Here is a 25,425-nt window from a genome sequence, read left to right as displayed (position 1 = left end):
ATGGCTCACGCGTACGTGGAGGAACTCGCGGCCCGCGCCGAGGCGTTGATCGTGCCGGGTGCCCGGCGGATCATCGGGATCGCCGGGCCGCCCGGTGCGGGCAAGTCGACGCTGGCCGGGGCCGTCGTGGGGGCGCTGGGCGGGGCGGCGGTGCTGGTGCCGATGGACGGGTTCCATCTGGCCGACGCGGAGTTGGCCCGGCTGGGGCGCGCGGAGCGCAAGGGGGCGCCGGACACGTTCGACGCGTACGGGTACGCGGCGCTGCTGGCGCGGCTGCGGAAGCCGCGGGCGGGCGAGACGGTGTACGCGCCGTCGTTCGAGCGGGACCTGGAGCAGCCGGTCGCGGGTGCGCTGCCCGTGCCGCCCGAGGTGCCGCTCGTCGTGACGGAGGGAAACTATCTGCTGCTCGACGAGCCGCCCTGGCCGGACGAGGTGCGGCCGCTGCTCGACGAGGTGTGGTGGGTGGCGGTGGACGAGGCGACGCGGGTGCGCCGGCTGATCGCGCGGCACGTCGAGTTCGGCAAGGAACCCGACGCGGCCCGCGCGTGGGTGCTGCGCTCGGACGAGGCGAATGCCCGGCGGGTGGCCTCCGGGCGTTCGCGGGCCGATGTGATCGTGGACCTGGACAGCGGGACGCTGTGTCAGGCCCGCTCGTAGGGTCAGAAGCGCCGGGGTGGATGCGCCCCGCCAGCGGGTGCGGGGCTGTGTCATCAGCGGCTTCGCCGCGGGGCGCGATCAGCCACGACAGCGCGGCACTCGGCGACGGGTGGCAAGCCCCACGGCGCCTGTCAGCCCCCGGACCGCAGCGCCCCCTTCACCACCTTCCCGCTCGCGTTCCGCGGAAGTTCCGTCACGAAGGTGACCTCTCGCGGGACCTTGTAGTTGGCCATCTCGCGGCGGGACCAGGCGATCAGGTCGTCGGCGGTGGAGACCGCGCCGGGGCGGCGGACCACGTACGCCTTGCCCACCTCGCCGAGGCGGCCGTCGGGGATGCCGACGACGGCGACGTCGGCCACATCGGGGTGCAGGCCGAGGAGTTGCTCGATCTCGGCGGGGTACGCGTTGAAGCCGCCGACGATGAACATGTCCTTGATGCGGTCGGTGATGCGGAGGTAGCCGTCGGCGTCCATCACGCCGACGTCGCCTGTGCGCAGCCACCCGTCCTCGGTGATCGCCTCGGCGGTGGCGCCCGGGTCCTCGAAGTAGCCGCGCATGACGTTGAAGCCGCGGACGAGGACTTCGCCGGGTTCGCCGGGTGCGGGCGCGTCGACCCGGACCTCGGTGCCGGGTATCGCCCGGCCGGACGTCGCGGCGATGAGCTCGGCGGGGTCCCCGCGCCGGCACATGGAGACGATGCCACTGGCCTCCGAGAGGCCGTACGCCGTGAGGACCGTGCCGACGCCGAGTTCGCCGCGCAGCCGTTCGACGAGTTGCAGCGGGACGACGGCGGCGCCGGTGACGACGAGGCGCAGGGCGGACAGGTCGTGGGCGTCGCGGGCCGGGTGGTCGAGGAGGGACTGGTGGAGGGTGGGGGGTCCGGGCAGGACGGAGATGCGTTCGGCGGCGATGTTGGCGAGGGCCGTGTCCACGTTGAAGACGGGCTGCGGGACCATCGTGGCGCCGCGCATGAGGCAGGCGATGACGCCGGCCTTGTAGCCGAAGGTGTGGAAGAACGGGTTGACGATGAGGTAGCGGTCGCCTTCGCGCAGGCCGGCGAGGTCGGACCAGATCGCGTAGCCGCGCAGGGTCTGGGCGTGGGTGATGACGGCGCCCTTGGGGCGGCCGGTGGTGCCCGAGGTGAAGATGATGTCGGAGGGGGCGGAGGCGGGGATCGCCGCGGCGTGCTCGCGCACCTGCTCCCCCGTGACGGCGTCTCCCCCGGCGAGGAACTCCTTCCAGGTGCCGAAGCCGGGCGCGTCCGGCGCGGTGTCGCCGAGGACGACGACCCGTTCCAGGTCGGGCAGCGCGGCCCCGTTCTCCTGGGCGCGGCGCAGCGAGGCGACGTAGGAGGTGCCGAGGAAGGTGCCGGTGACGAAGAGGAGTCGGGCGCGGCAGCGGGCCAGGACGTCGGCGGCCTCGGCGCCCTTGAAGCGGGTGTTGAGGGGGACGAGGACGGCGCCGGAGGTGACGGCGCCGAGCGCGGAGACGATCCAGTCGAGGGTGTTCGGCGCCCAGATCGCGACGCGGTCGCCGGGGTGCACGCCCGCGGCGAGGCAGGCGGCGGCGGCCCGTTCGACCCGTTCGCCGAGCTCGGCGAAGGTGATCCGGGTGCGGCCCTCGACGACGGCCTCGTGCGCGGCGTACCGTGCGGCCGCGTCCCACACGAGTTCGGGGATCGTGCCCCACTCGCCCTCCGTACGGTCCGTACGCATCGAACGACCTCCCATCACGCCGTAACGCCGTAGCTGACTATCCGTCAGATTAGCTGTAGCCTGACGCGCTGTCAGCAGACGGAGCCACCGGATCACGGTGGACCGGGCCGTTCCAGGTGGGGGTGCCCATGGCGGGACTGAAGGACGCGACAGCCATCGTCGGCATAGGCCAGACGGCCTTCGCGAAACAACTCCCGGAGTCCGAGAGGACGTTGGCGTGCCGGGCGATCCTGGCCGCGCTCGACGACGCGGGCATCGCGCCGTCGGAGGTCGACGGGTTCGCCTCGTACACGATGGAGGAGACGGACGAGGTGGAGGTGGCCAAGGCCATCGGCGCCGGTGACGTCACCTTCTTCTCCAAGGTCGGCTACGGCGGCGGCGGTTCGTGCGCGACCGTCGCGCATCTGGCCGCCGCGGTCGCGACGGGACAGGCGAGCGTCGGGGTCGCCTGGCGCTCGCGCAAGCGGGGCTCGGGGCCGCGCCCCTGGAAGAACACCGCGGTGCAACTGCCGACCCCGGCCCAGTGGACCCGCCCCTTCGGGCTGCTGCGCCCGGCCGACGAGATCGGCATGCTCGCGCGCCGCTACATGCACGAGTACGGGGCCACCCGCGACCACCTCTTCAACGTGGCCCTCGCCTGCCGCAACCGGGCCAACCAGAACCCGGACGCGATCATGTACGAGCGCCCGATGACCCGGGAGATGTACATGAACTCCCGCTGGATCAGCGAGCCGCTCTGCCTCTTCGACAACTGCCTGGAGACCGACGGCGCGCTCGCCTGCGTCATCGTCTCCGCCGAACGGGCCCGCGACTGCCGGCGGAAGCCCGTCTACGTCCACTCCGCCGCGCAGGGCCTGCCCGCCCAGCACCACGGCATGGTCAACTACTGGAACGACGACCCGCTCACCGGCCCCGCCTGGACCGCGGCCCGCCACCTCTGGAAGAACTCCGACCTCACCCCCGAGGACGTCGACGTCGCCCAGATCTACGACGCGTTCACCCCCCTCATCCCGCTCTCCCTCGAGGGGTACGGGTTCTGCGGGCGCGGCGAGGGCGCGGCGTTCACCGAGGGCGGCGCCCTGGAGATCGGCGGCCGGCTCCCCATCAACACGGGCGGCGGCGGCCTCTCGGAGGCGTACGTCCACGGCTTCAACCTCATCAACGAGGGCGTCAAACAGCTCCGCGGCACGAGCACGGCCCAGGTCCCGAACGCCGCCTCCTGCCTCGTCACCGCGGGCGAGGGCGTCCCGACCTCGGCCCTGCTGCTCCGGGCCCCGTAGCGGACAGCCGCGCGACCAGCCACGACGAAGCCGCTCCCGAAAGAGGACCGACACATGGCAGACGCTCTCCTCACCCCCGTCACCGACGACGACGGCGCCCCCTTCTGGGAGTACGCCGCCCAGGGCGAACTCCGCATCCAGGCCTGCGCCGCCCCCGCCTGCGGCGAACTCCGCTTCCCGCCCCGCCCCTGCTGCCCCCACTGCCAGTCCTTCGACTCCGAGTGGCGGAAGATGAGCGGCCGGGGCCGCATCTGGTCGTATGTCGTCCCGCACCCCCCGCTGCTCCCCGCCTACGCGGCCCAGGCCCCCTACAACGCGATCGTCGTCGAGCTCGCCGACGCCCCCCGCATCCGCCTGGTCGGCAACCTGGTCACCCGCGCCGACGCCCCGCTCGACTCGGTCGACCCGGCGAAGATCCGCATCGGCGCCAAGGTGCAGGCCGTGTTCGCCGAGGTGGAAGGCGTGGTCGTGCCCCGCTGGACCCTGGAGCGCCCGTGACCGCGCCCGCCCCCCTGCGTGTCGAGACCGACAAGGAGACCGGCGTCGCGGTCGTCACCCTCGACCGCCCGCAGCGCCACAACGCCATCGACACCGCGCTCGCCGACGCGCTGCGGGCGGCCTGGCGCGGCTTCCGCTTCGACGACGGCGTCCGGGCCGTCGTCCTGACCGGCGCCGGCGACAAGGCGTTCTGCACCGGCATCGACCGCGACGTCGACGTGCCGCAGCCCTCCTCCCCGTACGCGATGGACGACCCGCTGCTCACGATCGGACCGAAGGCCAACGACCTGTGGAAGCCGGTGATCGCGGCGGTCGGCGGGATGGCCTGCGGCGGGGCGTTCTACCTGCTCGGCGAGGCCGACTTCGTGATCGCCGACGAGCACGCGACGTTCTTCGACCCGCACACCACGTACGGCATGGTCAGCGCGTACGAGGCGATGCACCTGGCGCAGCGGATGCCGCCCGGCGAGGCGGCCCGGCTCGCCCTCATGGGTTCGGCGGAGCGGCTCTCGGCCCGCAGGGCGTACGAGAACGGCCTGGTCAGCGAGGTGACCGAGGCGGGCGGCGCGGTTGCGGCGGCGACCCGCTGCGCGGAGGTCATCGCCGGGCAGCCGACGGAGGCGGTGCAGGGGACGGTGCGGGCGGTGTGGGCGGCGACCGAGGCGGCCCGCGGCCACGCCTTCGCGCAGGCCCCGCACCTGATCGCCCTCGGCAACCTGCCGCCCGGCCGGCAGGCCGAACTGTTCGCGTCCCGCGGGGCGGGCGGCGGGTTCCGGGTGCGCTGAGAAGGGCTCTAGCTCAGGACATCGGCCTCGGGTTCGAGCACGCAGTCGTGCACCCCGGCGGCGAGCCCTTCGCCGCCGACCTTCACCTTCACGGTCGCGGTCCCCCGAGCCGGGACCTCCACATCCGCGAAGTGCCGGGTGATCTCGATGCCGCCCGCGTCGTCGAACTCGACGCGCGCGCGGAAGTCGGCGGTCCTGCCGTTCGGGTTGCTGACGCGGACCAGCGCGTACGGCGTCTTCGCGTCGGCGCACCGGATCAGCGTGGCCTGGCCGTCGCGCAGCCGGGACGTGCCGCCCGTGGACGTGGCCGTCGGCGTGGACCCGTAGTCGGGGCGGCGCGTGTAGCCGCCGGACGACGAACCCGACGAGCCGCTGCCGTAGGAGTCGTCGTCATCGTCGTGGTCGTACCGGGACGACGACGAACTGTCGTGGCTCTGGCTGGAGCTGCTGCAGCCGCCGCCCCCGCTCCCGCCGCTGGACTTGTGGCTGCCGCCGCGTCCCCGACCGGTCGAGAAACCTGTCAAGGCCATGACCACCAGGACCGCGAGCGCTGTGAGTTTGACTCCCCGTTTCATCACGCCGGGCACCCTACTACCGGGCCCGGCGGGCGAAACCGTCAGCGGCTGGTGCCCGTGCCCTTCTCCGCGTCCAGCGCGTACACGCAGCGGTCCTTGCTGCACGCGTACACGACGCCGTCCGTGACGACGGGCGTGCCGGTGATCTCGCCGCCGGTGGCGAGCTTCCAGCGCAGCCGGCCGTCGTCGGCCTTCAGCGTGTACAGCAGGTGGTCGGTGGAGCCGAAGTGGATGCGGCCGTCGGCGACGACCGGGGAGCCGACGATCTCGCCGCCGGCCTGGAAGCGCCACTTCGGGGTGCCGGTGACCGCGTCCAGCGTGTAGAGGCCCTGGCCGGAGCCGACGTGGACGTGCCCGTGCGAGACGAGCACCGGGTCGACGGAGCCGGGGCGCGGCTCGGTGGCGATGCGCCAGCGGTCGCGGCCGTCGGTCGCGTCGAGGGCGTAGACGGTGCCGAGGTGGTCGACGAGGTAGACGCCGCCGCCGGTGACGGCCGGGCCGGGCACGTACGCGGGCGGGCACAGGAAGACGGCGGGCGCCTCGAAGTGCCAGCGGACGTGGCCGGAGCCGGTCTCGACGGCGATGACGCGGGTGCCGGCCGACACGTAGACGTAGCCGTCGTCGGCGGGGGTGACACGGACGGGGACGCCGCCGCAGGAGGCCGCGTCGCCGATCGGGTACGACCAGCGCTCCTCGCCGGTGCGGGCCTCCAGGGCGCGCAGCCGGGCGCCCTGCCACACGTAGACGGTGCCGTCGTGGATGACGGGCCCGGCCTCGGGGGCCTCGAAGTCGGTCTGGCAGCCGGAGATGTCCCACAGCAGGTCGCCGTTGGCGGCCTCGCGGGCCTGGACGCCGCCGCCGCGGGTGGCGGTGACGACGGTGCCGCGGTCGGCGGCGAGGGCGTAGACCCAGGCGTCGGTCTGGCGGCGCCACAGTTCGGCGCCCTCGCGGGCGTCGAGCGCCCACAGGGTGGGGCCGTCGGAGGCGTGGATGCGGCCGTCGGCGACGGCCATGGCCCAGGCGACGTCGCGGGTCTTGAAGCGGCGCCGTCCGGTGGCCACGTCCAGGGCGTGGACCTCGAAGGAGGTGACGTAGACGAGGTCGCCGGCGACCTTGGGCGTGCCCCACACATCGTTCGACATGCGGAAACGCCAGGGGCGCCAGCCGGCCGGGGCCTCGGGGGCCACCGGGGCGGGCGCGGCGGGGTCCGTCCCGTTCACCGTCAGGCCCGCGGGGCGGGAGCCGCGCGACCAGGACGCGGCGAGGCCGTGCTCGGCGGGCGGCGCCTTCACGGCGGCGGCGCGCGCGTCCGCGACCCGGGGTCCGGGGCCGATCGGCACCTGCGCGCCGGCCAGGTGCACGGGCCCGTCGGCGGTGCGGCCCGCGGATCCGGCGGCGACCGGGGACGCGGACGGGTTCGGCCGCCAGCCGTCGGTGGACGGCGGGGCGGGCGGCTGCGGCGGCATCACGGGCATGCCGGAGCCGTGGCCGGGGGTGCGGCCGGTGGGGCGCTTGATGACGGGGCGGCCGCCGCGGCGGGTCTCGATGAGCGCGACGGAGCGTTCCGGCAGCCAGGCGGAGGCGGTGCCGGAGTCGTCGCTGCCGGAGCCGAAGAGGTGCGGGGCGAGCTGGGCCTGGAGGTCGGCGGGCGAGGGACGCAGCGTCGCGTCCATCTGCATACAGGAATCGATGAGCGGGCGGAGCTCGTCGGGCAGCCCCTCCAGGTCGGGGCCCTCGCGCAGCAGCATGAACACGGTCTCGACCGGGTTGGCGCCGTGGAAGGGGGCGTGGCCGGTCGCCGCGAAGACGAGGGTGGAGCCGAGGGAGAAGACGTCGGAGGCGCCGGTGACGCTGCGCGAGTCCTTCGCCTGCTCGGGCGACATGTAGGCGGGGGTGCCGACGGCCACGTTGGTCATCGTGAGCCGGGTGTTGGAGACACCGGAGGCGATGCCGAAGTCGATCACGCGCGGGCCGTCCTCGACGACCAGCACGTTCGACGGCTTGAGGTCGCGGTGGACGAGGCCCGCGCCGTGGATGGACTGCAGCGCCTCGGCGACACCGGCGGCGAGCCAGCGCACCGCCTGGGCCGGGAGGGGCCCGCACTCGTTCACTATTTCCTCGAGGGAGGGCGCCGGGACGTAGGCGGTGGCGAGCCACGGCACGGCCGCGCGCGGGTCGGCGTCGACGACGGCGGCCGTGTAGAAGCCGGACACCGCCCGGGCCGCCTCGACCTCGCGCGTGAAGCGCACCCGGAACAGCTGGTCCTCGGCGAGCTCCGTGCGCACCGTCTTGATCGCCACGCGCCGGCCCGAGGCCGAGCGGGCCAGATAGACCAGGCCCATGCCGCCCGCGCCGAGCCGTCCCAGGACCTCGAACGGACCGATCCGCCTCGGATCGTGCTGCGTCAGCTGATCCACCACTTGCCTGCCCACCTCCCCGTACGGGGCCTGCGCACTCACCGGCCCCCGCCAGCGTCTCACCACCGAAGCGCTACGGCGGCACGCACCCTGATTCTTCCTGTCCGGGGCGCCGGTTGCGAACCAGGGGGCACATCGGGGTGTCACGGGAGGATGCGGGGCGATTCAGGCGCGTTCCGGGTCCTGCTGTGGCGACTCACACACCGGCTCACGCACCGGCTCGGACACCGGCTCGGACGCGGGCTCGTCCCCTGTTCCGGGCACCGGCGTTCCGGGCACCGGTTCACAGAGGGCGAAGACCGCGCCCTGGTCGTCGCGGAGCACGGCGAGCGGCCCGTACGGGGAGTCGTGCGGGCCGGTGCGGACGCGGCCGCCGAGCCGGACGGCCTCGGCGCAGGCGGCGGCGGTGTCGGCGCAGGCGAAGTGGGGCAGCAGCCGGGCCGGGGCCGCCCGCGGCAAGGGGGCGGGACGCGGTGCGCGGCCGAAGACCCGCTCGTGGAAGAGGGTGCTGCCGGCGGGGTCCGGGGTGTGCAGCTCGGCGTGGTGGAAGGTGCCGGGGCTGCCGGTGCGCTCGAAGCCGCGGTGGGTGCCGGCCTGCCAGAGACCGAAGGCGGCGCCCTCGGGTCCGGTGGCGAGGGCGACGGTGGCCTGGGTGCCGCCGGGCAGGGGGCCCGCGGCGATGCGTCCGCCGGCCGCTGTCACCCGGTCGGCGGCGGCGTAGGCGTCCCGTACGGCGAGGTGCACCCGCCAGCCGGTCGGGGTGCCGGGGCCGGCGGGGCGGAGGGCGGCGGCGCTGCGGTCCTGGCTGTAGGCGGCGGTGTAGTAGTCGTGGTCGGCGCCCGCGCCCTCGTCGAAGGTCCACCCGAAGAGATCGCCGTAGAACCGCTTGCCCGCCTCGATGTCGGGCAGGGCGACCTCGGCCCAGCAGGGGGTGCCTTCGGGGAAGTCGGGGTGCATGGGCGTCACGGTAACCACGGGGGTTCGCGGCCCGGCCCCCATATTCGAACGTATGGCCAATTCCGCTCGCTTCCGGCGCGTCATTTGACCGGGGGCGATGCTCCCCAACCCCATTTGCAGTCGGTCAGATCGCGCTCCGATCACCCCTCGGTAAGCTGACGGCATGACAGGACAAGTACGGACCGTCGACGGCCGTGTGGCCGGACGGCGTGGTCAGGCGACACGTCAGAAGCTCCTCGAGTGCCTCGGCGAGATGCTCAGCTCCTCGCCCTACCGGGACGTCAAAGTCATTGATGTCGCGCGCAAGGCGGGCACCTCGCCCGCGACCTTCTACCAGTACTTCCCGGACGTCGAGGGCGCCGTCCTGGAGATCGCCGAGCAAATGGCCACCGAGGGCGCGGGGTTGACCGAGCTGGTCGCCGACCGCTCCTGGGTCGGCAAGGCCGGCTGGGCGACCGCGCAGGAACTCGTGGACGGTTTCCTGGAGTTCTGGCGCAGGAACGACGCGATCCTGCGCGTCGTCGACCTCGGCGCGGCCGAGGGCGACAAGCGCTTCTACAAGATCCGCATGAAGATCCTGAACTCGGTGAACAACTCCCTCGCGGACGCGGTCAAGGAGCTCCAGGACAAGGGCAAGGTCGACAAGGACGTCAGCCCGGCCGCGGTGGCCGGTTCGCTGGTCGCGATGCTCGCGGCGGTCGCCTCGCACCAGAAGGGCTTCCAGACCTGGGGCGTCAAGCAGGCCGAACTGAAGCCGAACCTCGCCCTGTTGGTCTATCTCGGAGTGACGGGCAAGAAGCCGACGAGGTAACCTTCCGCGCCTTTTCCTGTCGTACGGCGGCGGTTCACGTGCTCGGCGCGTGGACCGCCGCCGTTGCCTTTGCGCAGGGTTGCCCGGTTCATCTGCGTTCGAGGCGGAAGAGCCTGATCTCGCGGTCGATCCGGGCCTGATAGGCGGCGTACGGCGGCCAGAAGCGCAGGGCGGCCGCCCAGGCCTCGGCGCGCTCCTCCCCCGCGAGGAGCCGTGCGGTGACGGGGACGTCCTTGCCGCGCCAGTTGATCTCGACGTCCGGGTGGGCGAGCAGATTCGCGGTCCAGTTGGGGTGGCCGGGGCGCCCGAAGTTCGACCCGATGAGCAGCCAGCCGTCCCGTTCCTCCTCCGGCATGCAGGCGAGCGGGGTGCGCCGGGGCAGCCCGCTCTTCGCGCCGCGGGCGGTGAGGATGACGCCGGGCAGCATCCGCGCGCTGAGCAGCACCTTGCCGCGGGTGAGCCGGTGCACGGCGCGGTCCATCACCGGGATGACGTGCGGGGCGATCCGGGCGAAAGTGCGGGTCGAGGACACCTTCTGGACGATCCGGGTCGCGGTGGCGGAGGAGGCCATCAGACGGCCACCTCCGCGCCCGCCTCGAACAGGGCGGCGGACTGCGCGGCGCGGGCCCGCAGCAGGTGGACGGGGCCGAAGAGCAGCTCGTCGCCGGTGGCGCGCTTCACGTAGAGGTGGGCCTCGTGCTCCCAGGTGAAGCCGATGCCGCCGTGCAGCTGGACGGCCTCTGCGGCGGAGGTGCGCAGGGCTTCGAGGGCCTGCGCGAGGGCGAGCCCGCCGGCCCGTTCGGTGCCGGTGCCGGCCGCCCAGGCGGCGTAGTAGGCGGCCGAGCGGGCCGCCTGGACCTGTACGTAGACGTCGGCGAGGCGGTGCTTGACGGCCTGGAAGGAGCCGACGGGGCGGCCGAACTGCTCGCGCTCCTTGACGTAGGCGACCGTCCGCTCCAGGGCGCGGTCGGCGGCGCCGACGGCCTCGGCGGCGATGAGGGTGGCGACCGTGTCGCCGCCGGCGGCGAGCGCGGCGGTCACGTCGGCGTCCTGTTCGCCCAGCAACTCGGCCTCCACGTCGCGCAGTTCGACACGGGCCTGGGGGCGGGACTCGTCGAGGGCGGTCTGCCGGGTGCGGACGAGCCCGTCGGCGCCCGCACGGACCAGGAAGAGGAGGGTGCGGGAGCGGGCGAAGCCGCCGGTGTGCGCGGCGACGAGCAGCAGGTCGGCGCTGTGCCCGTCGAGGACCTGCTCGGCCTGCCCGTACAGGCGCCAGCCACTCTCGCCGCGGGTGGCCTGGACGCCGCCGGCCCGGCCGCCGCCGGACCAGTCGCCCGCGTTGTCGGCGACGAGGCCGAGCGCGGTGGCGAGGCCGGTGCCGGGGACGGCGAGCGCGGCGGTGAGGGCGCCGTCGGCGATGCGCGGCAGGATGCCGGCGCGCTGGTCCTCGGTGCCGAGCGCGGTGACGAGCGGGGCGACGAGACCGCTCGTCGCGAGCAGCGGGGTCGGGGCGAGGGCGCGGCCCAGCTCCTCCTCCGCGAGGGCGAGTTCGGTGACGCTCGCGCCCACGCCGCGGTGTGCCTCGGGCAGGGCGAGGCCGGGCAGGCCCAGTTCCTTGCCGAGCGCGCTCCACAGGGCGAGGTCGTGTCCGGACGGGGTGCGGGTGGCGGTCTTGACGTCGTCCGGGGTGCAGCGTTCGGTGATGAGTTCGCGCAGCGTGCGGCGGATCTGCTGCTGTTCCTCGGTGAACCTGGCGTCCATGCGGGGCTCCCTTTCTGACGGGCCGTCATATTAGGACCGCGGGGCGCGCATGCCCAGACCCCGGGAGGGGGCGGATCACAGAATCTGATGTACCGTCAGATTCATGCTGACTGGGACGATCGACAGGAACGGTGGCAGCGGCGCGGCCGGGCGCAAGGTGGCCGTCGCCGGAGTCGCCCTGTCCGACTGCGGACGCGTGGACGACGCCACCCCGTACGCCCTGCACGCGCAGGCGGCCCGCCGGGCGCTGGCCGACGCGGGGCTCACCCCCGACGTCGTCGACGGCTTCGCGAGCGCCGGGCTCGGCACGCTCGCGCCCGTCGAGGTCGCCGAGTACCTCGGGCTCAGACCCCGCTGGGTGGACTCCACCTCCGTGGGCGGCTCCACCTGGGAGGTCATGGCCGCGCACGCCGCGGACGCGATAGCCGCCGGGCACGCCCGCGCGGTCCTCCTCGTCTACGGCTCCACGGCCCGGGCCGACATCAAGGCGAAGCGCCGCACCTCGAACCTCTCCTTCGGCGCCCGCGGCCCCCTCCAGTTCGAGGTCCCGTACGGGCACTCGCTCATCGCCAAGTACGCGATGGCGGCCCGCCGCCACATGCACGAGTACGGCACGACGCTCGACCAGCTCGCCCAGGTGGCCGTCCAGGCCCGGCAGAACGCGTCCCGCAACCCCGACGCCATGTTCCGCGAGCCGATCACCGTCGACGACGTCCTCTCCGGCCCGATGATCGCCGACCCCTTCACCAAGCTCCACTGCTGCATCCGCTCCGACGGCGGCGCGGCGATCCTCCTGGTCGCCGAGGACCTCCTCCCCGACTGCGCGAAGCGGCCCACCTGGATCCTCGGCACCGGCGAACACGTCTCGCACACCACGATGTCCGAGTGGGACGACTTCACGGTCTCCCCCGCCGCCGTCAGCGGCCGCCTCGCCTTCGAACGCGCCGGCGTCACCCCCGACGACATCGACATCGCCGAGATCTACGACGCCTTCACGTACATGACCCTGGTGACCCTCGAGGACCTCGGCTTCTGCGCCAAGGGCGAGGGCGGCGCCTTCGTCGAGAAGGGCCGCCTCCGCCACGACGGCGAACTCCCCACGAACACCGACGGCGGCGGCCTCTCCGCCCAGCACCCCGGCATGCGCGGCCTCTTCCTCATGGTCGAGGCGGTCCGCCAGCTCCGGGGCGAGGCGGGCCCCCACCAGATCCACCGCCCGGACGGCTCCCTCCCACGCCTGGCGGTGGCATCGGGGACGGGGGGCTGGTTCTGCTCTTCGGGGACGGTGGTGCTGGGGCGGGACTAGATCTCGCCCCAGGATCAACGCCGGGCGCGGACGGGCACGCGCGACAATCGCCGCATGAACCATGACGCCCCCTCCATCGACACCCTGCTGCGATCCCTCCGGGTCTGGGACACCGAGTTGCCCGTGTTCGACGCCGGATCCGCGCCCGATGAACCCGTCGCGCTCTTCGCGGAGTGGTTCGGTGCGGCGGTCGCGGCCGGGCAGGTCGAGCCGCACACTCCCTCACTCGCCACCACCGATGCCGACGGGCACGCCGATGTGCGGGTCGTCATGCTGCACGGGGTCGATGAGGGTGCGTGGCACTTCGCCTCGCACGTGGGGAGTGCGAAGGGGCGGCAGTTGGCCGGGACGCCGTATGCCGCGCTGGGGTTCTACTGGCCCGTGCAGGGGCGGCAGGTGCGGGTGCGCGGGGGTGTGCGGACCGGGTCCGCCGAGGCGGCGCGGGCCGATCTGCACGCCCGGTCCACCGGCGCCCTCGCCTCCGCCCTCGTCGGACATCAGAGTGAAGTGCTGGACAGTTACGAGGAGTTGGAGGTCGCCTCCGACGCCGCCTGGGAGCGGGCTCGGCGGGAGCCCGGTGCCGTCGCCGAGTCGTGGACCGTCTATGAACTCCTGCCGGAGGAGGTCGAGTTCTTTCAGGGGGACGCCCGGCGGCGGCATGTGCGGCTTCGGTACCGGCGGGAAGGGGACCGCTGGGTCAAGGAGCTGCTGTGGCCGTGACCTACTCCGTCCTGAACTCCCAGACCGCGAAGTCCCGTACGGGGCGGTAGCCGAGCCGCTGGTAGAGCGCGTTGCTGGTGGGGTTGGCCAGGTCGGTGAAGAGGAGGATCTCGGGGGTGCCCGCGTCCCGCGCCGCCCGGCTGATCTCCGCCGTCACCGCCCCCGCGTACCCGCGTCCGCGCAGCTCGCGCGGGGTGTAGACCGGGGCCACGCGCACGCTCCCGGCGGCGGGGCGGGTGACGCCCGCCATCGACAGGGGGGTGCCGTCCTCGGCCTCCCACAGCAGCACGCCCTGGTACGAGAGGCGGTTGTCGACCCACTCCTCGGCCTGCTCCCGGCTCGTCTGCGCGCCGATGTGCGCGTCGTCGGCGAAGTCGAGGAACCAGCGGACCACCAGTTCGCGGTCCGCCTTCCCGGCCGGCCGGGCCCGTCCCGGCGGCAGCGGGTCGGGCGGGGTCAGCTCCGCGAGCCGGAACAGCCGCTGCGCCATGATGCGTTCGGCCCGCCCCTCGGGGTGCCGCGCGCGCCACGCCTCGGCGACGACCGCGGCCGTCTCCTCCGTCCCGTTCACCCCCGTCATCGGCTGGTCCGGCAGCGCGTCCCCGAGCAGGGTGACGAGGGCGTGCGCGGCATCCGGCCCGGGCACGATCGCGTACGGCAGTTGCGGCGGCGTCCAGAAGAAGTACCCGGCGCAGTTCCCGTCGGCGCCCGGCCAGACGCCGAAGGACGCGCCGGGGCTCGGCGCGTCCTTCGCCAGTTGCGCCGCGATCACGCTGAGGGCGACGGTGTGCAGGGCGGGGTCGGCGCGCAGGAAGTCCCCCGCGCGCTCTTCGAACTCCGCCGGGTCCCGGGTCAGCCACCAGCCGGACCAGGGGTGGGGGAAGGACGACTCGGACGATGCTGAGGCCATGCGTCATCATGGCGGGCATCCGCGAACCCCGGCCACGGGTTTACGCTCCGGCGCCGGTCCCGCGCCCCCTCACGCCCCGGGCCCTCACACCCCGGAAGACGGCCGGAACACCGGCACCGTGTCCCGGAACGCGGCCTCCAGCTCCATCCCCACCCGCAGATCCGCCTCCGCGCACTCCACGACCTCCGTCATCATCCGGGGCCCCTCCGCGAGATCGACGACAGCGGCGAAGTACGGGGTCCGCGCGGCGAACGGCGGCAGGTCGTTGCGGTGCACGACGGACCACGTGTAGAGCGTGGCCCGGCCGCTCGCCTCCCGCCAGCTCCCGTCCTCGCTCCAGCAGTACGGGCAGAACTCGCGCGGGTAGTGGTGGACCCGGTCGCAGGCGGCACAGTGCCGCAGAAGGAGGCGCCCCTCGGCCGCGGCGTCCCAGAAGGGCCGCGTGAAGGCGTCGGGTTCGGGCAGGTCGAAGCGGGGTGCGGCAGGGGCCGTCATCAGAACAGTCCGATCGCGTGGTCGAGGGACCAGGTCTGCCAGGACATGGCGAACAGCGCGACGAGCGAGATCAGGCCCATCATCGCGTTCTGCCCCTGCTCGGCCCAGTCGTGGATCATGAGGACGAGGTACAGGAGGTTGAGCAGCAGGCCGCCCACCAGCGCGACCGGCGTCAGGAACCCGACGACCAGGCCGAGCCCGAGGGCGAGTTCGGCGTACACGACGACGTACGCCATCGCCTTGGGCCGGGGTTTGACGACCACGTCGAAGCCGCTGCGCACCGCGTTCCACTTGTGCTTGCCGGCGACGTCGGCGGCCCAGGCGATCCCGGTCCCCCGCTCGAACCAGCCCTTCTTGTCCTTGTGCCGCCAGCTCTCCAGCCACCACAGGCCGAGGCCGATGCGCAGCACCGCGAGCCATTCGGCCCCGCTGAGCCCTATCGCGTCCATGTCGCTCCCCGCGTCGCCGCTCCGCCACTCCACATTTCCTGACGGACCGTCAGTTCAGCGCATGGCGCCGCCCGCCCGCAAGAGTCCGTACGCGCCGAAGCCCGCGCCCCACCCCCTTCCCCACACTTTCGCCGCCGCTCCCGCGCCCCCTCCCCCGCTCCCCCATCACCTTCACCCATGGACCGTGATCGATTCGCAACCGATTTCCCTCTTGACCGAGACCCATCAAGTGAAGGCGCGATTACCCTCCGATCACATGACCACCCCCACTCCCCCTCCGGCACGCAGCCACGAGCGGCCGCCCGTGTACGTCATCGGCGGCGGCCCCGGCGGACTCGCCGCGGCCGCGAGCCTGAAGGCGCACGGCGTCCGGGCCGTGGTGCTGGAGAAGTCCGACCGGGTCGGCGCCTCCTGGCGCACCCACTACGACCGCCTCCACCTGCACACCACACGCCGCCTGTCGGGCCTGCCCGGACTGCCGATCCCGCGCCGCTTCGGCCGCTGGGTCGCCCGCGACAACATGCTGCGCTACCTGGAGAAGTACGCCGAGCACCACGACCTGGAGGTCGTCACCGGCGTCGAGGTCACCCGGCTCGACCGCGCCGAGGACGGCTCCGGCTGGGTGCTGCGCGCCACCGGCGGCCGCGAACTGCGCTCCGCCGCCGTGATCGTGGCCACCGGCCACAACCACACCCCGCGCCTGCCCGACTGGCCCGGCACCGGCACGTACACGGGCAGGCTGCTGCACGCCGCCGAGTACCGCGCCCCGGGCCCGTACGCCGGTCAGGACGTGCTCGTCGTCGGCGTCGGGAACACCGGCGCCGAGATCGCCGTCGACCTCGTGGAGGGCGGCGCCGCCCGCGTCCGGCTCGCCGTGCGCACCGCCCCGCACCTCGTGCGCCGCTCCACGCTCGGCTGGCCCGCCCAGCGCACCGGCATCCTGTGCCGCCGCCTCCCGGTCGGGCTCGTCGACCGGCTCGCCGCCCCGCTGGCGAAGCTGAGCTTGCCCGACCTGAGCGAGAAGGGCCTGCCGCGCCCCGACACCGGTCTGTACTCGCGAGTGCGCGAGGGCGCGATCCCGGTGCAGGACGTGGGCCTGATCGACGCCGTGCGCGCCGGCACGGTCGAACCGGTCGCGGCGGTCGAGTCCTTCGACGGCGACGCGGTGGTCCTCGCGGACGGCACCCGCATCACCCCGGACGCGGTCGTCGCGGCGACGGGCTACGACCAGGGCCTGGAGTCCCTGCTCGGCCACCTCGGCGTCCTCGACCCGGCGACGAGCCGCCCCCGCGCCCAGGGCACCCACACCCTCCCGGACGCCCCGGGCCTGTACTTCCAGGGCTACACGAACCCCATCAGCGGGATGCTGCGCGAGATCGCGCGGGACGCGGAGCGCATCGCCCGCCGGGTGGCCGCCGATCCCGCGTACGGCGGCCGCCGGCGCTGACCCGGCGGGGCCGCTCACCCGCGGGCGAGCGCCCGGGCGAGGAAGAACTCCCGGACGTCCCGCGCGAACGGCTCCGGCACCTCCATCGCCGCGAAGTGCCCGCCGTGCTCGAACTCCGACCAGTGCACGACGTCGTACAGCCGCTCGGCCAGCGGCCGCACCGACTGCGTGATGTCGTGCGCGAACACGGCGACGCCGACCGGCACGGGGCACGGCAGCTTCGCGCCGCGTGCCGCGTCGTGGTGCAGCCGCGCGGAGGAGGCCGCCGTCGCCGTCAGCCAGTACAGCGACACGTCGGTGAGGACGCGCTCGTCGTCGACCGGCGTCGCGGGGTCGGTCCAGGCGGCGAAGCGCTCGGCGATCCACACGAGTTGGCCGACGGGCGAGTCGGTCAGCGCGTAGCCGATCGTCTGCGGGGTGAGGGCCTGGAGCGCCTGGTAGGGCGGCCGGTTCGCCATCAGCTGCCGGACCTTGTCGAGGCGGGCCTCGTCGCGCGCGGACAGGGTGAGTCCGGCCTCCGGGTCGGGGCGGGTCGGCAGGTAGTTGACGTGCACGCCGACGACCCGGTCGGGGGCGACCCCGCCGAGGGCGAGGGATATCCCGGCGCCGAAGTCCCCGCCCTGGGCGCCGTAGCGGTCGTACCCGAGCCGGTCCATCAGCTCGGCCCAGGCCCGCGCGATCCGCTCGGCGTCCCAGCCGCGCTCGTGGGTCGGCCCGGAGAAGCCGTAGCCCGGTATGGACGGGACGACGAGGTGGAAGTCCCGGGACAGCGGCTCGATGACGTCGAGGAACTCCAGGAACGAGCCGGGCCAGCCGTGCGTGAGGATCAGCGCGAGCGCGTCCGGTTTCGCGGACCGTACGTGGACGAAGTGGATGTCCTGGCCGTCGATCTCGGTGACGAAGTGCGGCAGTTCGTTGAGCCGCGCCTCGTGCGCGCGCCAGTCGTAGCGGGTGCGCCAGTGCTCGGCGAGCTCCTTGAGCCGGGCGAGCGGGAAGCCGTAGTCCCATCCGGCGTCCGCGACCTCATCGGGCCAGCGGGTGCGGGAGAGGCGGTCGGCCAGGTCGTCGAGAGCGGCCTGCGGGACGTCGATGCGGAACGGCTCGATCACGGTCTTCACTCGCCATCACTCCCGAATCCTTCATTAGTGGCTCTAACGTTCGTGCCACTAATGAAATTAGACTGTTAGTGTCACTAACGCAAGACCCGAGGAAGCGGCGGAAGCGGAGGCCCCATGAGCCCGACCCCGGAGCACACCCCCGGCCGGCTGCGCGCCATCCCCAGCCGGCTCCTCGCCGGAGCCTCGGCCGTCGCGGACCGGCTCGTCGGCGAGCGGCTCGCCGCCGAGGGCGCCCACAAGTGGCACTTCGCCGTACTCGTCGCACTCTCCGAGGGCGGCCCCGCGAGCCAGGCCGAGCTCAGCCGCCGCACCGGCATCTACCGCAGCGACATGGTCGCCGTCCTCAACGAGCTGTCGGACACCGACTGCGTGAGCCGCGCCCCCGACCCCGCCGACCGCCGGCGCAACGTCATCACGCTCACCGACACGGGCCGTCGCCGCCTGGAACAGCTCGACACACTCATCGCCGACGCCCAGAGCGAGCTGCTCGCACCGCTCGACGCGACCCAGCGGGACGAGCTCGTGCGCCTGCTCGCGGCCGTGGTGGAGCACCATCGCCCGGCGCATCCCTGAGAAGGCGCCGCACATCCGTCCCAGCCTTTGCCTGCAGCCCTGTTCCTGACACAGCGTCAGTTGAGTAATCTGACTGAGCGTCAGCTATTGGTATTTGCAGCGGCCATGCGCCACCGGCCAACCTCACAGGAGCGGGCGGACGATGCTTGGATCGACATACGGCACCCTGACCACCGACTCCCGCCGGGCCCGCGTGATCGCCTGCGGGGAACAGCCCGGCCCTGCCGTCCACGGCAGGGCCGGCACCGACGACGCCGACGTCAGCGGGCGCCCGCTGAGCGCGGACGTGCCGGACCTGGACCGGTTCTTCCGGCCCGAGTCCGTCGCGGTCGTCGGCGCCTCGGACGCCGAGGGACGGCCCAACACCGGGATCACCCGGCAGCTCATGGCCTGGGCGGAGCGGGTCGGCGCCCGCCTCCACCCGGTGCATCCGACCCGCGAGAGCGTGTTCGGCCTCGACTGCGTCCCGACCGTCGCCGATCTGCCCGAGCAGGTCGATCTCGCGGTCCTCCTCGTCGGGGATCCGCTGCCCGTCATCGAGCAACTCGCGGACACGAAGGTGAAGTTCGCCGTCGCGTTCGCCTCCGGGTTCGCGGAGACGGGTGAGGAGGGCGCGGCCGCGCAGGAGCGGCTCGCCGAGGCCGTGGCCCGCTCCGGGCTCCGGCTGCTCGGCCCGAACACCAACCTCAACGCCTTCGAGAAGTTCCGGGAGGACCTCGACGGGCCGGCCATCGCGCTGATCACCCAGTCGGGACACCAGGGCCGCCCCGTCTTCACCCTCCAGGAGCTCGGCATCCGGCTCTCGCACTGGGCGCCGACGGGCAACGAGGCCGATCTGGAGACCTCCGACTTCATCTCGTACTTCTCCCAGCGGCCCGAGGTCGGCGCCATCGCCTGTTACGTGGAGGGCCTCAAGGACGGCCGGTCCTTCCTGCTCGCCGCCGACCGGGCCGCGCGGGCCAAGGTGCCGGTCGTCGCCGTGAAGGTGGGCCGCACCGAGACCGGCGCCCGCACCGCCGCCTCCCACACCGGCAAGCTGACCGGCGCCGACACCGTCGTGGACGCGGCGATGCGGCAGTTCGGTGTGATCCGCGTCGACGGGCTCGACGAACTCCAGGACACCGCCGCCCTGTTGGCGCGGGCCAGGCCGCCGAAGGCCGACGGGGTCGTCGTCTACTCGATCTCCGGCGGCACCGGCGCCCACTTCTCCGACCTCGCGACGGCGGGCGGGCTGAACCTGCCCGTGCTGTCCGAGGCCAAGCAGACCGAACTGCACCAGTGGATACCGGAGTACCTGAACGTCTCGAACCCCGTCGACAACGGCGGGCACCCGGTGGGCGACTGGCGCGGCCGGAAGATCATCGACGCGATCCTCGCCGACCCGTCCGTCGGGGTGCTGATCTGCCCGATCACCGGCCCGTTCCCGCCGATGAGCGACAAGCTGGCGCAGGACCTCGTGGACGCGGCCGAACAGACCGACAAGCTGGTGTGCGTCATCTGGGGATCGCCGGTCGGCACCGAGGACGCGTACCGCACGACACTGCTCGGCTCGTCGCGGGTCGCGACGTTCCGTACGTTCGCCAACTGCGTCACCGCCGTCCGCGCCCACCTGGAACACCACCGCTTCACCGCCTCCTACCGCTCGCCGTTCGAGGACGCGCCGCGCACCCCGTCCCCGTCCTTCCGCAAGGCGCAGGCGCTGATGCGGCCCGGCAAACAGCTCAGCGAGCACGCGGCCAAGCAGCTGCTGCGCGCCTACGGGATCCGGGTGCCGCGCGAGCAGCTGGTGACCAGCGCGGCGGCGGCGGTGCGCGCGGCCTCGCTCGTCGGCTACCCGGTCGTCATGAAGGCGTCGGCGCCGCAGCTCGCCCACAAGTCCGAACTCGGCCTGGTGAAGGTCGGGTTGACATCGGCGAGCCAGGTGCGGGACGCGTACCGCGAACTGACCGACATCGCCCGCTACGAGGGGATCGAGCTGGACGGGGTCCTCGTCTGCCAGATGGTGGAACGCGGCGTCGAGATGGTCGTCGGCGTCACGCACGACGAGCTGTTCGGGCCGACCGTGACGGTGGGGCTCGGCGGGGTCCTCGTGGAGGTGCTCCAGGACACGGCGGTACGGGTGCCGCCGTTCGGCGAGGACCAGGCGCGGGCGCTGCTCGGGGAGCTGCGGGGGCGGGCGCTGCTCGACGGGGTGCGGGGGGCTCCGCCGGCCGATGTCGACGCACTGGTCGAGGTGATCCTGCGGGTCCAGCGGATGGCGCTGGAACTGCACGACGACCTGGCCGAGCTGGACATCAACCCACTGATGGTGCTGCCGCGCGGGCAGGGGGCGGTGGCGCTGGACGCGCTGGCCGTGTGCCGGTGAGGGGTGGGCCGGGCCCCGGGGGCCCGTCCCGTGGGGGCGTCCCCGGGGTGCGCCCCGTGAGGTGAATCGCCCCCGCCGCCCCTTCCCGTCCCGTCCCTGGGGGCTGCGCCCCCAGACCCCCTGTCGGCCTTCGGCCTCGTCCTCGAACGCCGGACGGACTGCAAGGGCCGAACCCCACGAACGGAGAGTCGCACCATGACCGAGACCGTCGCCGAGACCGTTCTGCACCGCTTCGAGGACGGGGTCTGCTGGATCACGCTCAACCGGCCCGAGGCGATGAACGCCGTCACCTGGGACCAGCGCGAGCGTGTCATCGCGCTGCTCGCCGACGCCTCCGCCGACCCGGACGTGCGCGCCGTCGTCCTCACCGCCACCGGCAAGGGCTTCTGCGCGGGCGCCGACCTGCGCGGCGGCCCGGCCGAGACACGGGAGCGGGTCACCGGGGACATCGCCCGGACCATCCAGCGGGGCGCGCAGCGGCTGATCGCGGCGGTCCTGGACTGCGAGAAGCCGGTGATCGCGGCGGTGAACGGCACGGCGGCCGGCATCGGCGCCCATCTCGCGCTCGCCTGCGACCTGGTGCTGGCCGCCGAGTCGGCGCGGTTCATCGAGGTGTTCGTACGGCGCGGCCTGGTGCCGGACGGGGGCGGCGCCTATCTGCTGCCCCGGCTGATCGGCCCGCAGCGCGCCAAGGAGCTGATGTTCTTCGGGGACGCGCTGCCCGCCGCGGAGGCGGAGCGGCTGGGCCTGGTCAACCGGATCGTGCCCGACGAGGAGCTGGCGAAGACGGCCCGCGCCTGGGCGGAGCGGCTCGCGACCGGCCCGACCCGGGCGCTGGCCCTGACCAAGCAGCTGGTGAACGCGTCCCTGGACAGCGACCGGACGGCGGCCTTCGCGGCGGAGGCAGTCGCACAGGAGCTCAACATGGGGACGCGGGACGCGCAGGAGGGCGTCGCCAGTTTCGTGGAGCGCCGCTCGGCGACGTACGAGGGACGGTGAACCGGCCTACCTGTCGCGGCGCGTGAGGATGTGCAGGTCGCCCGCGTCCGGGTCGCCGAACAGGACGTAGAGCTCGGGGTCCTCGCGGGTGCCGCCGATCGTCCAGTGCAGGGTGGTGTCGGTGCAGGCGGGCACGTCGATCTCGACGCCGGCGTCGAGAGAGCCGTCTCCGGCCTGCCGGGACCAGGTGCCGGTGCCGGTGCAGCGGGAGAACTCGGGGTCGCCCGGCTCGGCCGACGCGAACAGGTCCTCGGCCGGGAGCCGGGTCAGCCGGGCCCGGCCGTTGGCGTCCAGGCGCAGCACGGCGCCGTCGTCCGCGTCGCGCCACTCGGCGACCAGCTCGCCGCGCGTGAGCACGGGCGGCTCGTACACCGGCATGAGGCCGATGCCCTGGGCGGCGGCGCCGGCGACGAGGGTGAGCAGGGCGAGCAGGCCGCCGCCGAACAGGCCGGTGGCCCACATCCGCAGTCGTCGCCGCACCCACCGCCACGGGCGGGTGGCGGCGTACACGGGGAAGGCGCAGAAGGCCGCGCAGGCCAGGAGGCTCGTCGCGTACGAGGAGAGGCCGAGGGCGGTGGGCAGTACGGCCCAGACAGCGGCGACCAGGAGCGCGGCGAGGACGCGGCCGCGCCAACGAGGGCCCGGAACACGGACGGCCAGGACATCGCCGAGCGCCAGCGCGGGGAGCGCCTGCACGGCGCACTGCAGCCAGCCGAGGAACGGCAGCACGATCGGCGCGAAGATCATCACGCAGGCCAGGCCCATGCTGTTGAAGCCCTGGCCGTAACTGTTGTCGTCGAAGGTAGCGACCATCGCCAGCGCGCCCCCGACCGAGAGCTGCAGCGTGCACGCGGCGGCCATCAGTTCGGCGTCACCGGCTGCGCCCGGCTCCTTCTTCTTCTCCCACCCCATGTCCGGGAACCTACGCGAGCCGTCTTCCGGCGCCGTCGCACCCCTTCCCATCTGACGCACCGTCAGCTTCAATGAAAAACATGATGGGACACGCAGGGATGGCGGCCACCGTCGTCCGGTACCTCAGGTCGGTCGGCGCCCCCACCGCGGCCCCGGTCGAGGCGCTTCCCCGCCCCGATCTGCGGGCGGTCCGCGACGACGAGCGGGCGCCCGTGGATCCCGCGGAGTTCCGGCGCGTGCTCGGCTCGTTCGCGTCGGGGGTCACGATCGTCACCGCGCCCGGCGAACAGCCCGCCGGGTTCGCCTGCCAGTCCTTCGCCTCACTGTCCCTGGACCCGCCGCTCGTGGCGTTCATGGTCGCCCGTACGTCGACGACGTGGCCGCGGATCGCTCGCGCGGGCGTCTTCTGCGTCAACGTACTGGGGGCGGACCAGGGCGAACTGTGCCGGGGCTTCGCGGTCAGCGGGGCCGACAAGTTCGCGGGGGTCGCGTACGACGCGGCGCCCGTCTCCGGCTCGCCGCGCCTGGACGGCGCCGCCGCCTGGATCGACTGCGTGATCCACGCGGTCCACACCGGGGGCGACCACCTGATCGTGGTCGGCCGCGTCACGTCCCTGGGCACGGGCGCCGAGGACGCCGCCCCGCTCCTGTTCCACCAGGGCCGCTTCGCGACCCTCGCCGACTGAGGGCGCGGCCCGGGCCGGTCAGTAGCCGACGGTGAAGCGCTGCCCGCGGTGGCGGGGCGTCTCGATCTCGTCGAGGACGGCGACGGCGTAGTCCTCGACCGAGACGGCGCTCTCGCCGGCCGCGTCGGTGACCAGGTCGTCCAGGGCCGTGCGGTAGCCGCCCGTGCGCTCGCCGGGGGCGATGTGGGCGGCGGGGCTGATGTTCGTCCAGTCGACGTCGGTGACGGTCCGGTAGTGGTCCAGGGCGTCACCGTGGGCGTGCATGATCTCCAGCAGGAAGCCGGGGAGACCCGGGGCGTCCCAGACCTGCTTGCCGTCGGGGGTGCGCAGCGAGCCGGCGCCGCCGACCGCGATCAGGCGCGGGGCGTGCTCGCCGAGCGCCCGCAGTCCCTCGGTGAGAGCGACGGCGGAGGGCTTGATCGTCGCGATGTGGCCGGGGCCGTCGCCGCCGCCCACGGCGCTGACGACGACGTCCTGCCCCTTCGCGACGCCGGTGACCGAGCGGGCGTCGAGGGCGTCACCGGTGACGACGGTCAGTTCGGCGTGGTGCTCGGTGACCTTGGCGGGGTCGCGGACGACCGCGGTGACGGTGTGGCCGCGCTCCAGCGCCTCGCGGACGATGGCGGAACCGATGGTGCCGTTGGCGCCGAGGACAGCGATGTTCGTCATGGCAATACTCCGAAACTGCGTGGTAGAAGTCGTGGTAGAAGTCAGTCATCCATCTCGGGAGAGACGCTCGGCGTCCTGGTGACCGCCGACCCCCTTCTCCCACATCAAACATACGGAGCCCGGCGGCTTCCGCCCAGGTACGGCAAGGTCAGGCCATGGTGAAAAACGGACACGAAGCGATCCAGGAGGTCGCCTACGCTCCCCCGCCGGCCGCCGCGGCCGGGATCGAGGTGCTGACGATCGCCGAACTGCGCGAGCGCATGCTCCGCGGCGGCCCGGAAGCCGTCCGGGACGCCGAGGGAGCCGGACACCCGCAGCGCCCCGAGTTTCATCTGCTGCTCGCCGTGCGCCGGGGGCGGCTGTCGCACATGGTCGACTTCACGGACCACGTCCTCACCGACGGCGGCTGGCTGTGGGTACGGCCCGGGCAGGTGCAGCGGTTCGGCGACCTGAGCACGGCGTCCGGCACGCTGGTCCTGTTCCGGCCCGACGTCCTCGACCCCGCCACCGCGGCGGACGTCCACCTCGACGACCCCTTCGGCCGCACCCTGTGGCAGACCTCCGGCGAGGACGCCGCCGCCCTCCACCAGGCCCTCGGCCATCTCGCGGACGAGTACCGCGCCACCGGCCTGCCCGAGCACACCCGCGCGGCGATCCTCCAGCGCCTGCTCGCCGTGCTCCTGCTGCGCCTGACCCACCTGGCCGCCCCGGCGGGGACCACGAGCCCCGAGCACGCGGACACCTTCCAGCGGTTCCGGGCCGCCGTGGAGCGGGACTACACCCGGGCCCGGGACGTCGGGCACTACGCCCGCGCCCTCGGCTACGCGCCCCGCACGCTGACCCGCGCCGCGCTCGACGCCTCCGGCATCGGCGCCAAGGAGTTCATCGACCGCCGCGTCGTCCTGGAGGCCCAACGCCTCCTCGCCCACGGCGACGACCCCGTCTCCCAGATCGCCACCCGCCTCGGCTTCCTCGACACCAGCAACTTCGTCAAGTACTTCACCCAACGCACCACCACGACCCCGGCGACCTTCCGCTCCGCTTTCCGCCCGACTCCCTAGCCCCGCGCCCCTTGGGTGACTGTCACGCGCGGCCGTCGCTCGACTGCTGCGCCATCGTGGCTGGTCGCGCAGTTCCCCGCGCCCCTGAAATGCATGGCGCTTCGCGCCGCATTTCCCCGATGGGGCACCGCCCCGATGGAGATCGCGCACGAAGTGCGCATCTCCAGGGGCGCGGGGCTGTGTCCGATCAGCGACTCCGTCGAGGGGCGCGACCGGCAAGCCCCTGGGGCGCACGGAGTGTGCCTTCAGGGGCGCGGGG

Annotated in this window: 25 protein-coding genes; 13 read left to right on the top strand and 12 right to left on the bottom strand. The window is 73.5% G+C overall.

Annotated features, from left to right (window positions below; all coding sequences use genetic code 11):
* Positions 1-657 carry a nucleoside/nucleotide kinase family protein gene (locus tag ACIBTU_RS28315; RefSeq protein WP_399129334.1) on the top strand — a complete coding sequence of 219 codons (657 nt, stop codon included), beginning with the start codon at positions 1-3 and terminating at the stop codon, positions 655-657.
* Between the two features lie 131 nt (positions 658-788).
* Here the strand turns inward: ACIBTU_RS28315 and ACIBTU_RS28310 are convergent, their stop codons facing one another.
* Positions 789-2,372, bottom strand: coding sequence for a FadD3 family acyl-CoA ligase (locus ACIBTU_RS28310; protein WP_399129333.1), 1,584 nt, complete (start codon positions 2,370-2,372; stop codon positions 789-791).
* Between the two features lie 128 nt (positions 2,373-2,500).
* Here ACIBTU_RS28310 and ACIBTU_RS28305 point away from each other — a divergent pair, with 128 nt between their 5' ends.
* Genes ACIBTU_RS28305 through ACIBTU_RS28295 form a run of 3 tightly spaced genes read left to right on the top strand, consistent with a single transcriptional unit; the run spans position 2,501 to position 4,935 of the window.
* A complete protein-coding gene (locus ACIBTU_RS28305) occupies positions 2,501-3,652 on the top strand; it encodes a lipid-transfer protein (protein WP_399129332.1) in 1,152 nt (383 codons plus the stop codon).
* 54 nt (positions 3,653-3,706) lie between these two features.
* Positions 3,707-4,150 (top strand): Zn-ribbon domain-containing OB-fold protein, encoded by a 444-nt coding sequence (locus tag ACIBTU_RS28300; RefSeq protein ID WP_399129331.1) that lies wholly within the window; start codon positions 3,707-3,709, stop codon positions 4,148-4,150.
* On the top strand, positions 4,147-4,935 hold the full coding sequence (locus ACIBTU_RS28295; protein WP_399129330.1) for an enoyl-CoA hydratase/isomerase family protein: 789 nt from the start codon (positions 4,147-4,149) through the stop codon (positions 4,933-4,935). Before ACIBTU_RS28300 ends, ACIBTU_RS28295 begins: the two co-directional genes overlap by 4 nt.
* Positions 4,936-4,943: 8 nt before the next feature.
* Here ACIBTU_RS28295 and ACIBTU_RS28290 read toward each other — a convergent pair whose 3' ends face one another.
* From ACIBTU_RS28290 to ACIBTU_RS28280, 3 genes are all read right to left on the bottom strand, one after another.
* Positions 4,944-5,510 carry a hypothetical protein gene (locus ACIBTU_RS28290; RefSeq protein ID WP_399129432.1) on the bottom strand — a complete coding sequence of 189 codons (567 nt, stop codon included), beginning with the start codon at positions 5,508-5,510 and terminating at the stop codon, positions 4,944-4,946.
* A gap of 41 nt (positions 5,511-5,551) precedes the next feature.
* Positions 5,552-7,930, bottom strand: coding sequence for a PQQ-binding-like beta-propeller repeat protein (locus ACIBTU_RS28285; RefSeq protein WP_399129329.1), 2,379 nt, complete (start codon positions 7,928-7,930; stop codon positions 5,552-5,554).
* A gap of 162 nt (positions 7,931-8,092) precedes the next feature.
* A complete protein-coding gene (locus ACIBTU_RS28280; RefSeq protein WP_399129327.1) occupies positions 8,093-8,884 on the bottom strand; it encodes a VOC family protein in 792 nt (263 codons plus the stop codon).
* Between the two features lie 163 nt (positions 8,885-9,047).
* On the opposite strand from ACIBTU_RS28280, the gene ACIBTU_RS28275 reads away from it, so the two are divergent.
* Positions 9,048-9,695, top strand: coding sequence for a TetR family transcriptional regulator (locus ACIBTU_RS28275; protein ID WP_188337529.1), 648 nt, complete (start codon positions 9,048-9,050; stop codon positions 9,693-9,695).
* A gap of 88 nt (positions 9,696-9,783) precedes the next feature.
* On the opposite strand, the gene ACIBTU_RS28270 is transcribed toward ACIBTU_RS28275, so the two are convergent.
* Both ACIBTU_RS28270 and ACIBTU_RS28265 read right to left on the bottom strand, forming a co-directional pair.
* Positions 9,784-10,266 carry a nitroreductase family deazaflavin-dependent oxidoreductase gene (locus ACIBTU_RS28270; protein ID WP_399129326.1) on the bottom strand — a complete coding sequence of 161 codons (483 nt, stop codon included), beginning with the start codon at positions 10,264-10,266 and terminating at the stop codon, positions 9,784-9,786.
* Complete coding sequence (locus tag ACIBTU_RS28265; protein WP_399129325.1) at positions 10,266-11,456, bottom strand: acyl-CoA dehydrogenase family protein; 1,191 nt, start codon at positions 11,454-11,456, stop codon at positions 10,266-10,268. Before ACIBTU_RS28265 ends, ACIBTU_RS28270 begins: the two co-directional genes overlap by 1 nt.
* Positions 11,457-11,559: 103 nt before the next feature.
* Here ACIBTU_RS28265 and ACIBTU_RS28260 point away from each other — a divergent pair, with 103 nt between their 5' ends.
* Positions 11,560-12,762: a thiolase C-terminal domain-containing protein gene (locus ACIBTU_RS28260; protein WP_399129324.1), complete on the top strand. Its 1,203-nt coding sequence runs from the start codon at positions 11,560-11,562 to the stop codon at positions 12,760-12,762.
* A 54-nt stretch (positions 12,763-12,816) separates the two neighbouring features.
* Positions 12,817-13,482, top strand: coding sequence for a pyridoxal 5'-phosphate synthase (locus ACIBTU_RS28255; protein WP_399129323.1), 666 nt, complete (start codon positions 12,817-12,819; stop codon positions 13,480-13,482).
* Between the two features lies 1 nt (position 13,483).
* Here the strand turns inward: ACIBTU_RS28255 and ACIBTU_RS28250 are convergent, their stop codons facing one another.
* The 3 genes from ACIBTU_RS28250 to ACIBTU_RS28240 form a co-directional block, all read right to left on the bottom strand.
* A complete protein-coding gene (locus ACIBTU_RS28250; protein ID WP_399129322.1) occupies positions 13,484-14,392 on the bottom strand; it encodes a GNAT family N-acetyltransferase in 909 nt (302 codons plus the stop codon).
* An 84-nt stretch (positions 14,393-14,476) separates the two neighbouring features.
* A complete protein-coding gene (locus ACIBTU_RS28245) occupies positions 14,477-14,887 on the bottom strand; it encodes a Zn-ribbon domain-containing OB-fold protein (protein WP_399129321.1) in 411 nt (136 codons plus the stop codon).
* Positions 14,887-15,336, bottom strand: coding sequence for a DoxX family protein (locus ACIBTU_RS28240; protein ID WP_399129320.1), 450 nt, complete (start codon positions 15,334-15,336; stop codon positions 14,887-14,889). The genes ACIBTU_RS28245 and ACIBTU_RS28240 overlap by 1 nt, the downstream gene beginning before the upstream one ends.
* Before the next feature lie 256 nt (positions 15,337-15,592).
* On the opposite strand from ACIBTU_RS28240, the gene ACIBTU_RS28235 reads away from it, so the two are divergent.
* The gene (locus tag ACIBTU_RS28235) at positions 15,593-16,783 is read left to right on the top strand and encodes a flavin-containing monooxygenase (protein ID WP_399129319.1); all 1,191 of its coding nucleotides are present in this window, start codon (positions 15,593-15,595) and stop codon (positions 16,781-16,783) included.
* 14 nt (positions 16,784-16,797) lie between these two features.
* On the opposite strand, the gene ACIBTU_RS28230 is transcribed toward ACIBTU_RS28235, so the two are convergent.
* Positions 16,798-17,892, bottom strand: coding sequence for an epoxide hydrolase family protein (locus tag ACIBTU_RS28230; protein ID WP_399129431.1), 1,095 nt, complete (start codon positions 17,890-17,892; stop codon positions 16,798-16,800).
* A gap of 123 nt (positions 17,893-18,015) precedes the next feature.
* On the opposite strand from ACIBTU_RS28230, the gene ACIBTU_RS28225 reads away from it, so the two are divergent.
* The 3 genes from ACIBTU_RS28225 to ACIBTU_RS28215 all read left to right on the top strand — a co-directional run bounded on the left by ACIBTU_RS28225 (position 18,016) and on the right by ACIBTU_RS28215 (position 21,838).
* Positions 18,016-18,474, top strand: coding sequence for a MarR family winged helix-turn-helix transcriptional regulator (locus ACIBTU_RS28225; protein WP_399129318.1), 459 nt, complete (start codon positions 18,016-18,018; stop codon positions 18,472-18,474).
* Between the two features lie 142 nt (positions 18,475-18,616).
* Positions 18,617-20,839, top strand: coding sequence for an acetate--CoA ligase family protein (locus ACIBTU_RS28220; RefSeq protein WP_399129317.1), 2,223 nt, complete (start codon positions 18,617-18,619; stop codon positions 20,837-20,839).
* Between the two features lie 195 nt (positions 20,840-21,034).
* On the top strand, positions 21,035-21,838 hold the full coding sequence (locus tag ACIBTU_RS28215; protein ID WP_399129316.1) for an enoyl-CoA hydratase/isomerase family protein: 804 nt from the start codon (positions 21,035-21,037) through the stop codon (positions 21,836-21,838).
* 6 nt (positions 21,839-21,844) lie between these two features.
* Here ACIBTU_RS28215 and ACIBTU_RS28210 read toward each other — a convergent pair whose 3' ends face one another.
* A complete protein-coding gene (locus ACIBTU_RS28210) occupies positions 21,845-22,750 on the bottom strand; it encodes a hypothetical protein (RefSeq protein ID WP_399129315.1) in 906 nt (301 codons plus the stop codon).
* Positions 22,751-22,833: 83 nt separating this feature from the next.
* On the opposite strand from ACIBTU_RS28210, the gene ACIBTU_RS28205 reads away from it, so the two are divergent.
* Entirely contained in the window at positions 22,834-23,436 is a 603-nt protein-coding gene (locus ACIBTU_RS28205) for a flavin reductase family protein (protein ID WP_399129430.1), read from the top strand.
* 18 nt (positions 23,437-23,454) lie between these two features.
* Here ACIBTU_RS28205 and ACIBTU_RS28200 read toward each other — a convergent pair whose 3' ends face one another.
* Complete coding sequence (locus ACIBTU_RS28200; protein ID WP_399129314.1) at positions 23,455-24,105, bottom strand: NAD(P)-dependent oxidoreductase; 651 nt, start codon at positions 24,103-24,105, stop codon at positions 23,455-23,457.
* Between the two features lie 155 nt (positions 24,106-24,260).
* Between ACIBTU_RS28200 and ACIBTU_RS28195 the strand changes: the two genes are divergently transcribed.
* Positions 24,261-25,166 (top strand): helix-turn-helix transcriptional regulator, encoded by a 906-nt coding sequence (locus ACIBTU_RS28195; RefSeq protein ID WP_399129312.1) that lies wholly within the window; start codon positions 24,261-24,263, stop codon positions 25,164-25,166.
* Positions 25,167-25,425: the final 259 nt, after the last annotated feature.

The organism is Streptomyces sp. NPDC050145 (genome assembly GCF_044460245.1).
In the GTDB taxonomy this organism is placed as follows: domain Bacteria; phylum Actinomycetota; class Actinomycetes; order Streptomycetales; family Streptomycetaceae; genus Streptomyces.
Note: the sequence above shows the minus strand (reverse complement) of the source record. Positions and strands in the feature narration are given on the sequence as shown.

Bases quoted from the DNA above. Each gene is read 5' to 3' on its own strand.
- ACIBTU_RS28315 (WP_399129334.1), top strand. From the start codon at position 1: ATGGCTCACGCGTACGTGGAGGAACTCGCGGCCCGCGCCGAGGCGTTG.
- ACIBTU_RS28310 (WP_399129333.1), bottom strand. From the start codon at position 2,372: ATGCGTACGGACCGTACGGAGGGCGAGTGGGGCACGATCCCCGAACTC.
- ACIBTU_RS28305 (WP_399129332.1), top strand. From the start codon at position 2,501: ATGGCGGGACTGAAGGACGCGACAGCCATCGTCGGCATAGGCCAGACG.
- ACIBTU_RS28300 (WP_399129331.1), top strand. From the start codon at position 3,707: ATGGCAGACGCTCTCCTCACCCCCGTCACCGACGACGACGGCGCCCCC.
- ACIBTU_RS28290 (WP_399129432.1), bottom strand. From the start codon at position 5,510: ATGAAACGGGGAGTCAAACTCACAGCGCTCGCGGTCCTGGTGGTCATG.
- ACIBTU_RS28280 (WP_399129327.1), bottom strand. From the start codon at position 8,884: ATGCACCCCGACTTCCCCGAAGGCACCCCCTGCTGGGCCGAGGTCGCC.
- ACIBTU_RS28275 (WP_188337529.1), top strand. From the start codon at position 9,048: ATGACAGGACAAGTACGGACCGTCGACGGCCGTGTGGCCGGACGGCGT.
- ACIBTU_RS28270 (WP_399129326.1), bottom strand. From the start codon at position 10,266: ATGGCCTCCTCCGCCACCGCGACCCGGATCGTCCAGAAGGTGTCCTCG.
- ACIBTU_RS28265 (WP_399129325.1), bottom strand. From the start codon at position 11,456: ATGGACGCCAGGTTCACCGAGGAACAGCAGCAGATCCGCCGCACGCTG.
- ACIBTU_RS28260 (WP_399129324.1), top strand. From the start codon at position 11,560: ATGCTGACTGGGACGATCGACAGGAACGGTGGCAGCGGCGCGGCCGGG.
- ACIBTU_RS28255 (WP_399129323.1), top strand. From the start codon at position 12,817: ATGAACCATGACGCCCCCTCCATCGACACCCTGCTGCGATCCCTCCGG.
- ACIBTU_RS28250 (WP_399129322.1), bottom strand. From the start codon at position 14,392: ATGGCCTCAGCATCGTCCGAGTCGTCCTTCCCCCACCCCTGGTCCGGC.
- ACIBTU_RS28245 (WP_399129321.1), bottom strand. From the start codon at position 14,887: ATGACGGCCCCTGCCGCACCCCGCTTCGACCTGCCCGAACCCGACGCC.
- ACIBTU_RS28240 (WP_399129320.1), bottom strand. From the start codon at position 15,336: ATGGACGCGATAGGGCTCAGCGGGGCCGAATGGCTCGCGGTGCTGCGC.
- ACIBTU_RS28235 (WP_399129319.1), top strand. From the start codon at position 15,593: ATGACCACCCCCACTCCCCCTCCGGCACGCAGCCACGAGCGGCCGCCC.
- ACIBTU_RS28225 (WP_399129318.1), top strand. From the start codon at position 18,016: ATGAGCCCGACCCCGGAGCACACCCCCGGCCGGCTGCGCGCCATCCCC.
- ACIBTU_RS28220 (WP_399129317.1), top strand. From the start codon at position 18,617: ATGCTTGGATCGACATACGGCACCCTGACCACCGACTCCCGCCGGGCC.
- ACIBTU_RS28215 (WP_399129316.1), top strand. From the start codon at position 21,035: ATGACCGAGACCGTCGCCGAGACCGTTCTGCACCGCTTCGAGGACGGG.
- ACIBTU_RS28210 (WP_399129315.1), bottom strand. From the start codon at position 22,750: ATGGGGTGGGAGAAGAAGAAGGAGCCGGGCGCAGCCGGTGACGCCGAA.
- ACIBTU_RS28205 (WP_399129430.1), top strand. From the start codon at position 22,834: ATGGGACACGCAGGGATGGCGGCCACCGTCGTCCGGTACCTCAGGTCG.
- ACIBTU_RS28200 (WP_399129314.1), bottom strand. From the start codon at position 24,105: ATGACGAACATCGCTGTCCTCGGCGCCAACGGCACCATCGGTTCCGCC.
- ACIBTU_RS28195 (WP_399129312.1), top strand. From the start codon at position 24,261: ATGGTGAAAAACGGACACGAAGCGATCCAGGAGGTCGCCTACGCTCCC.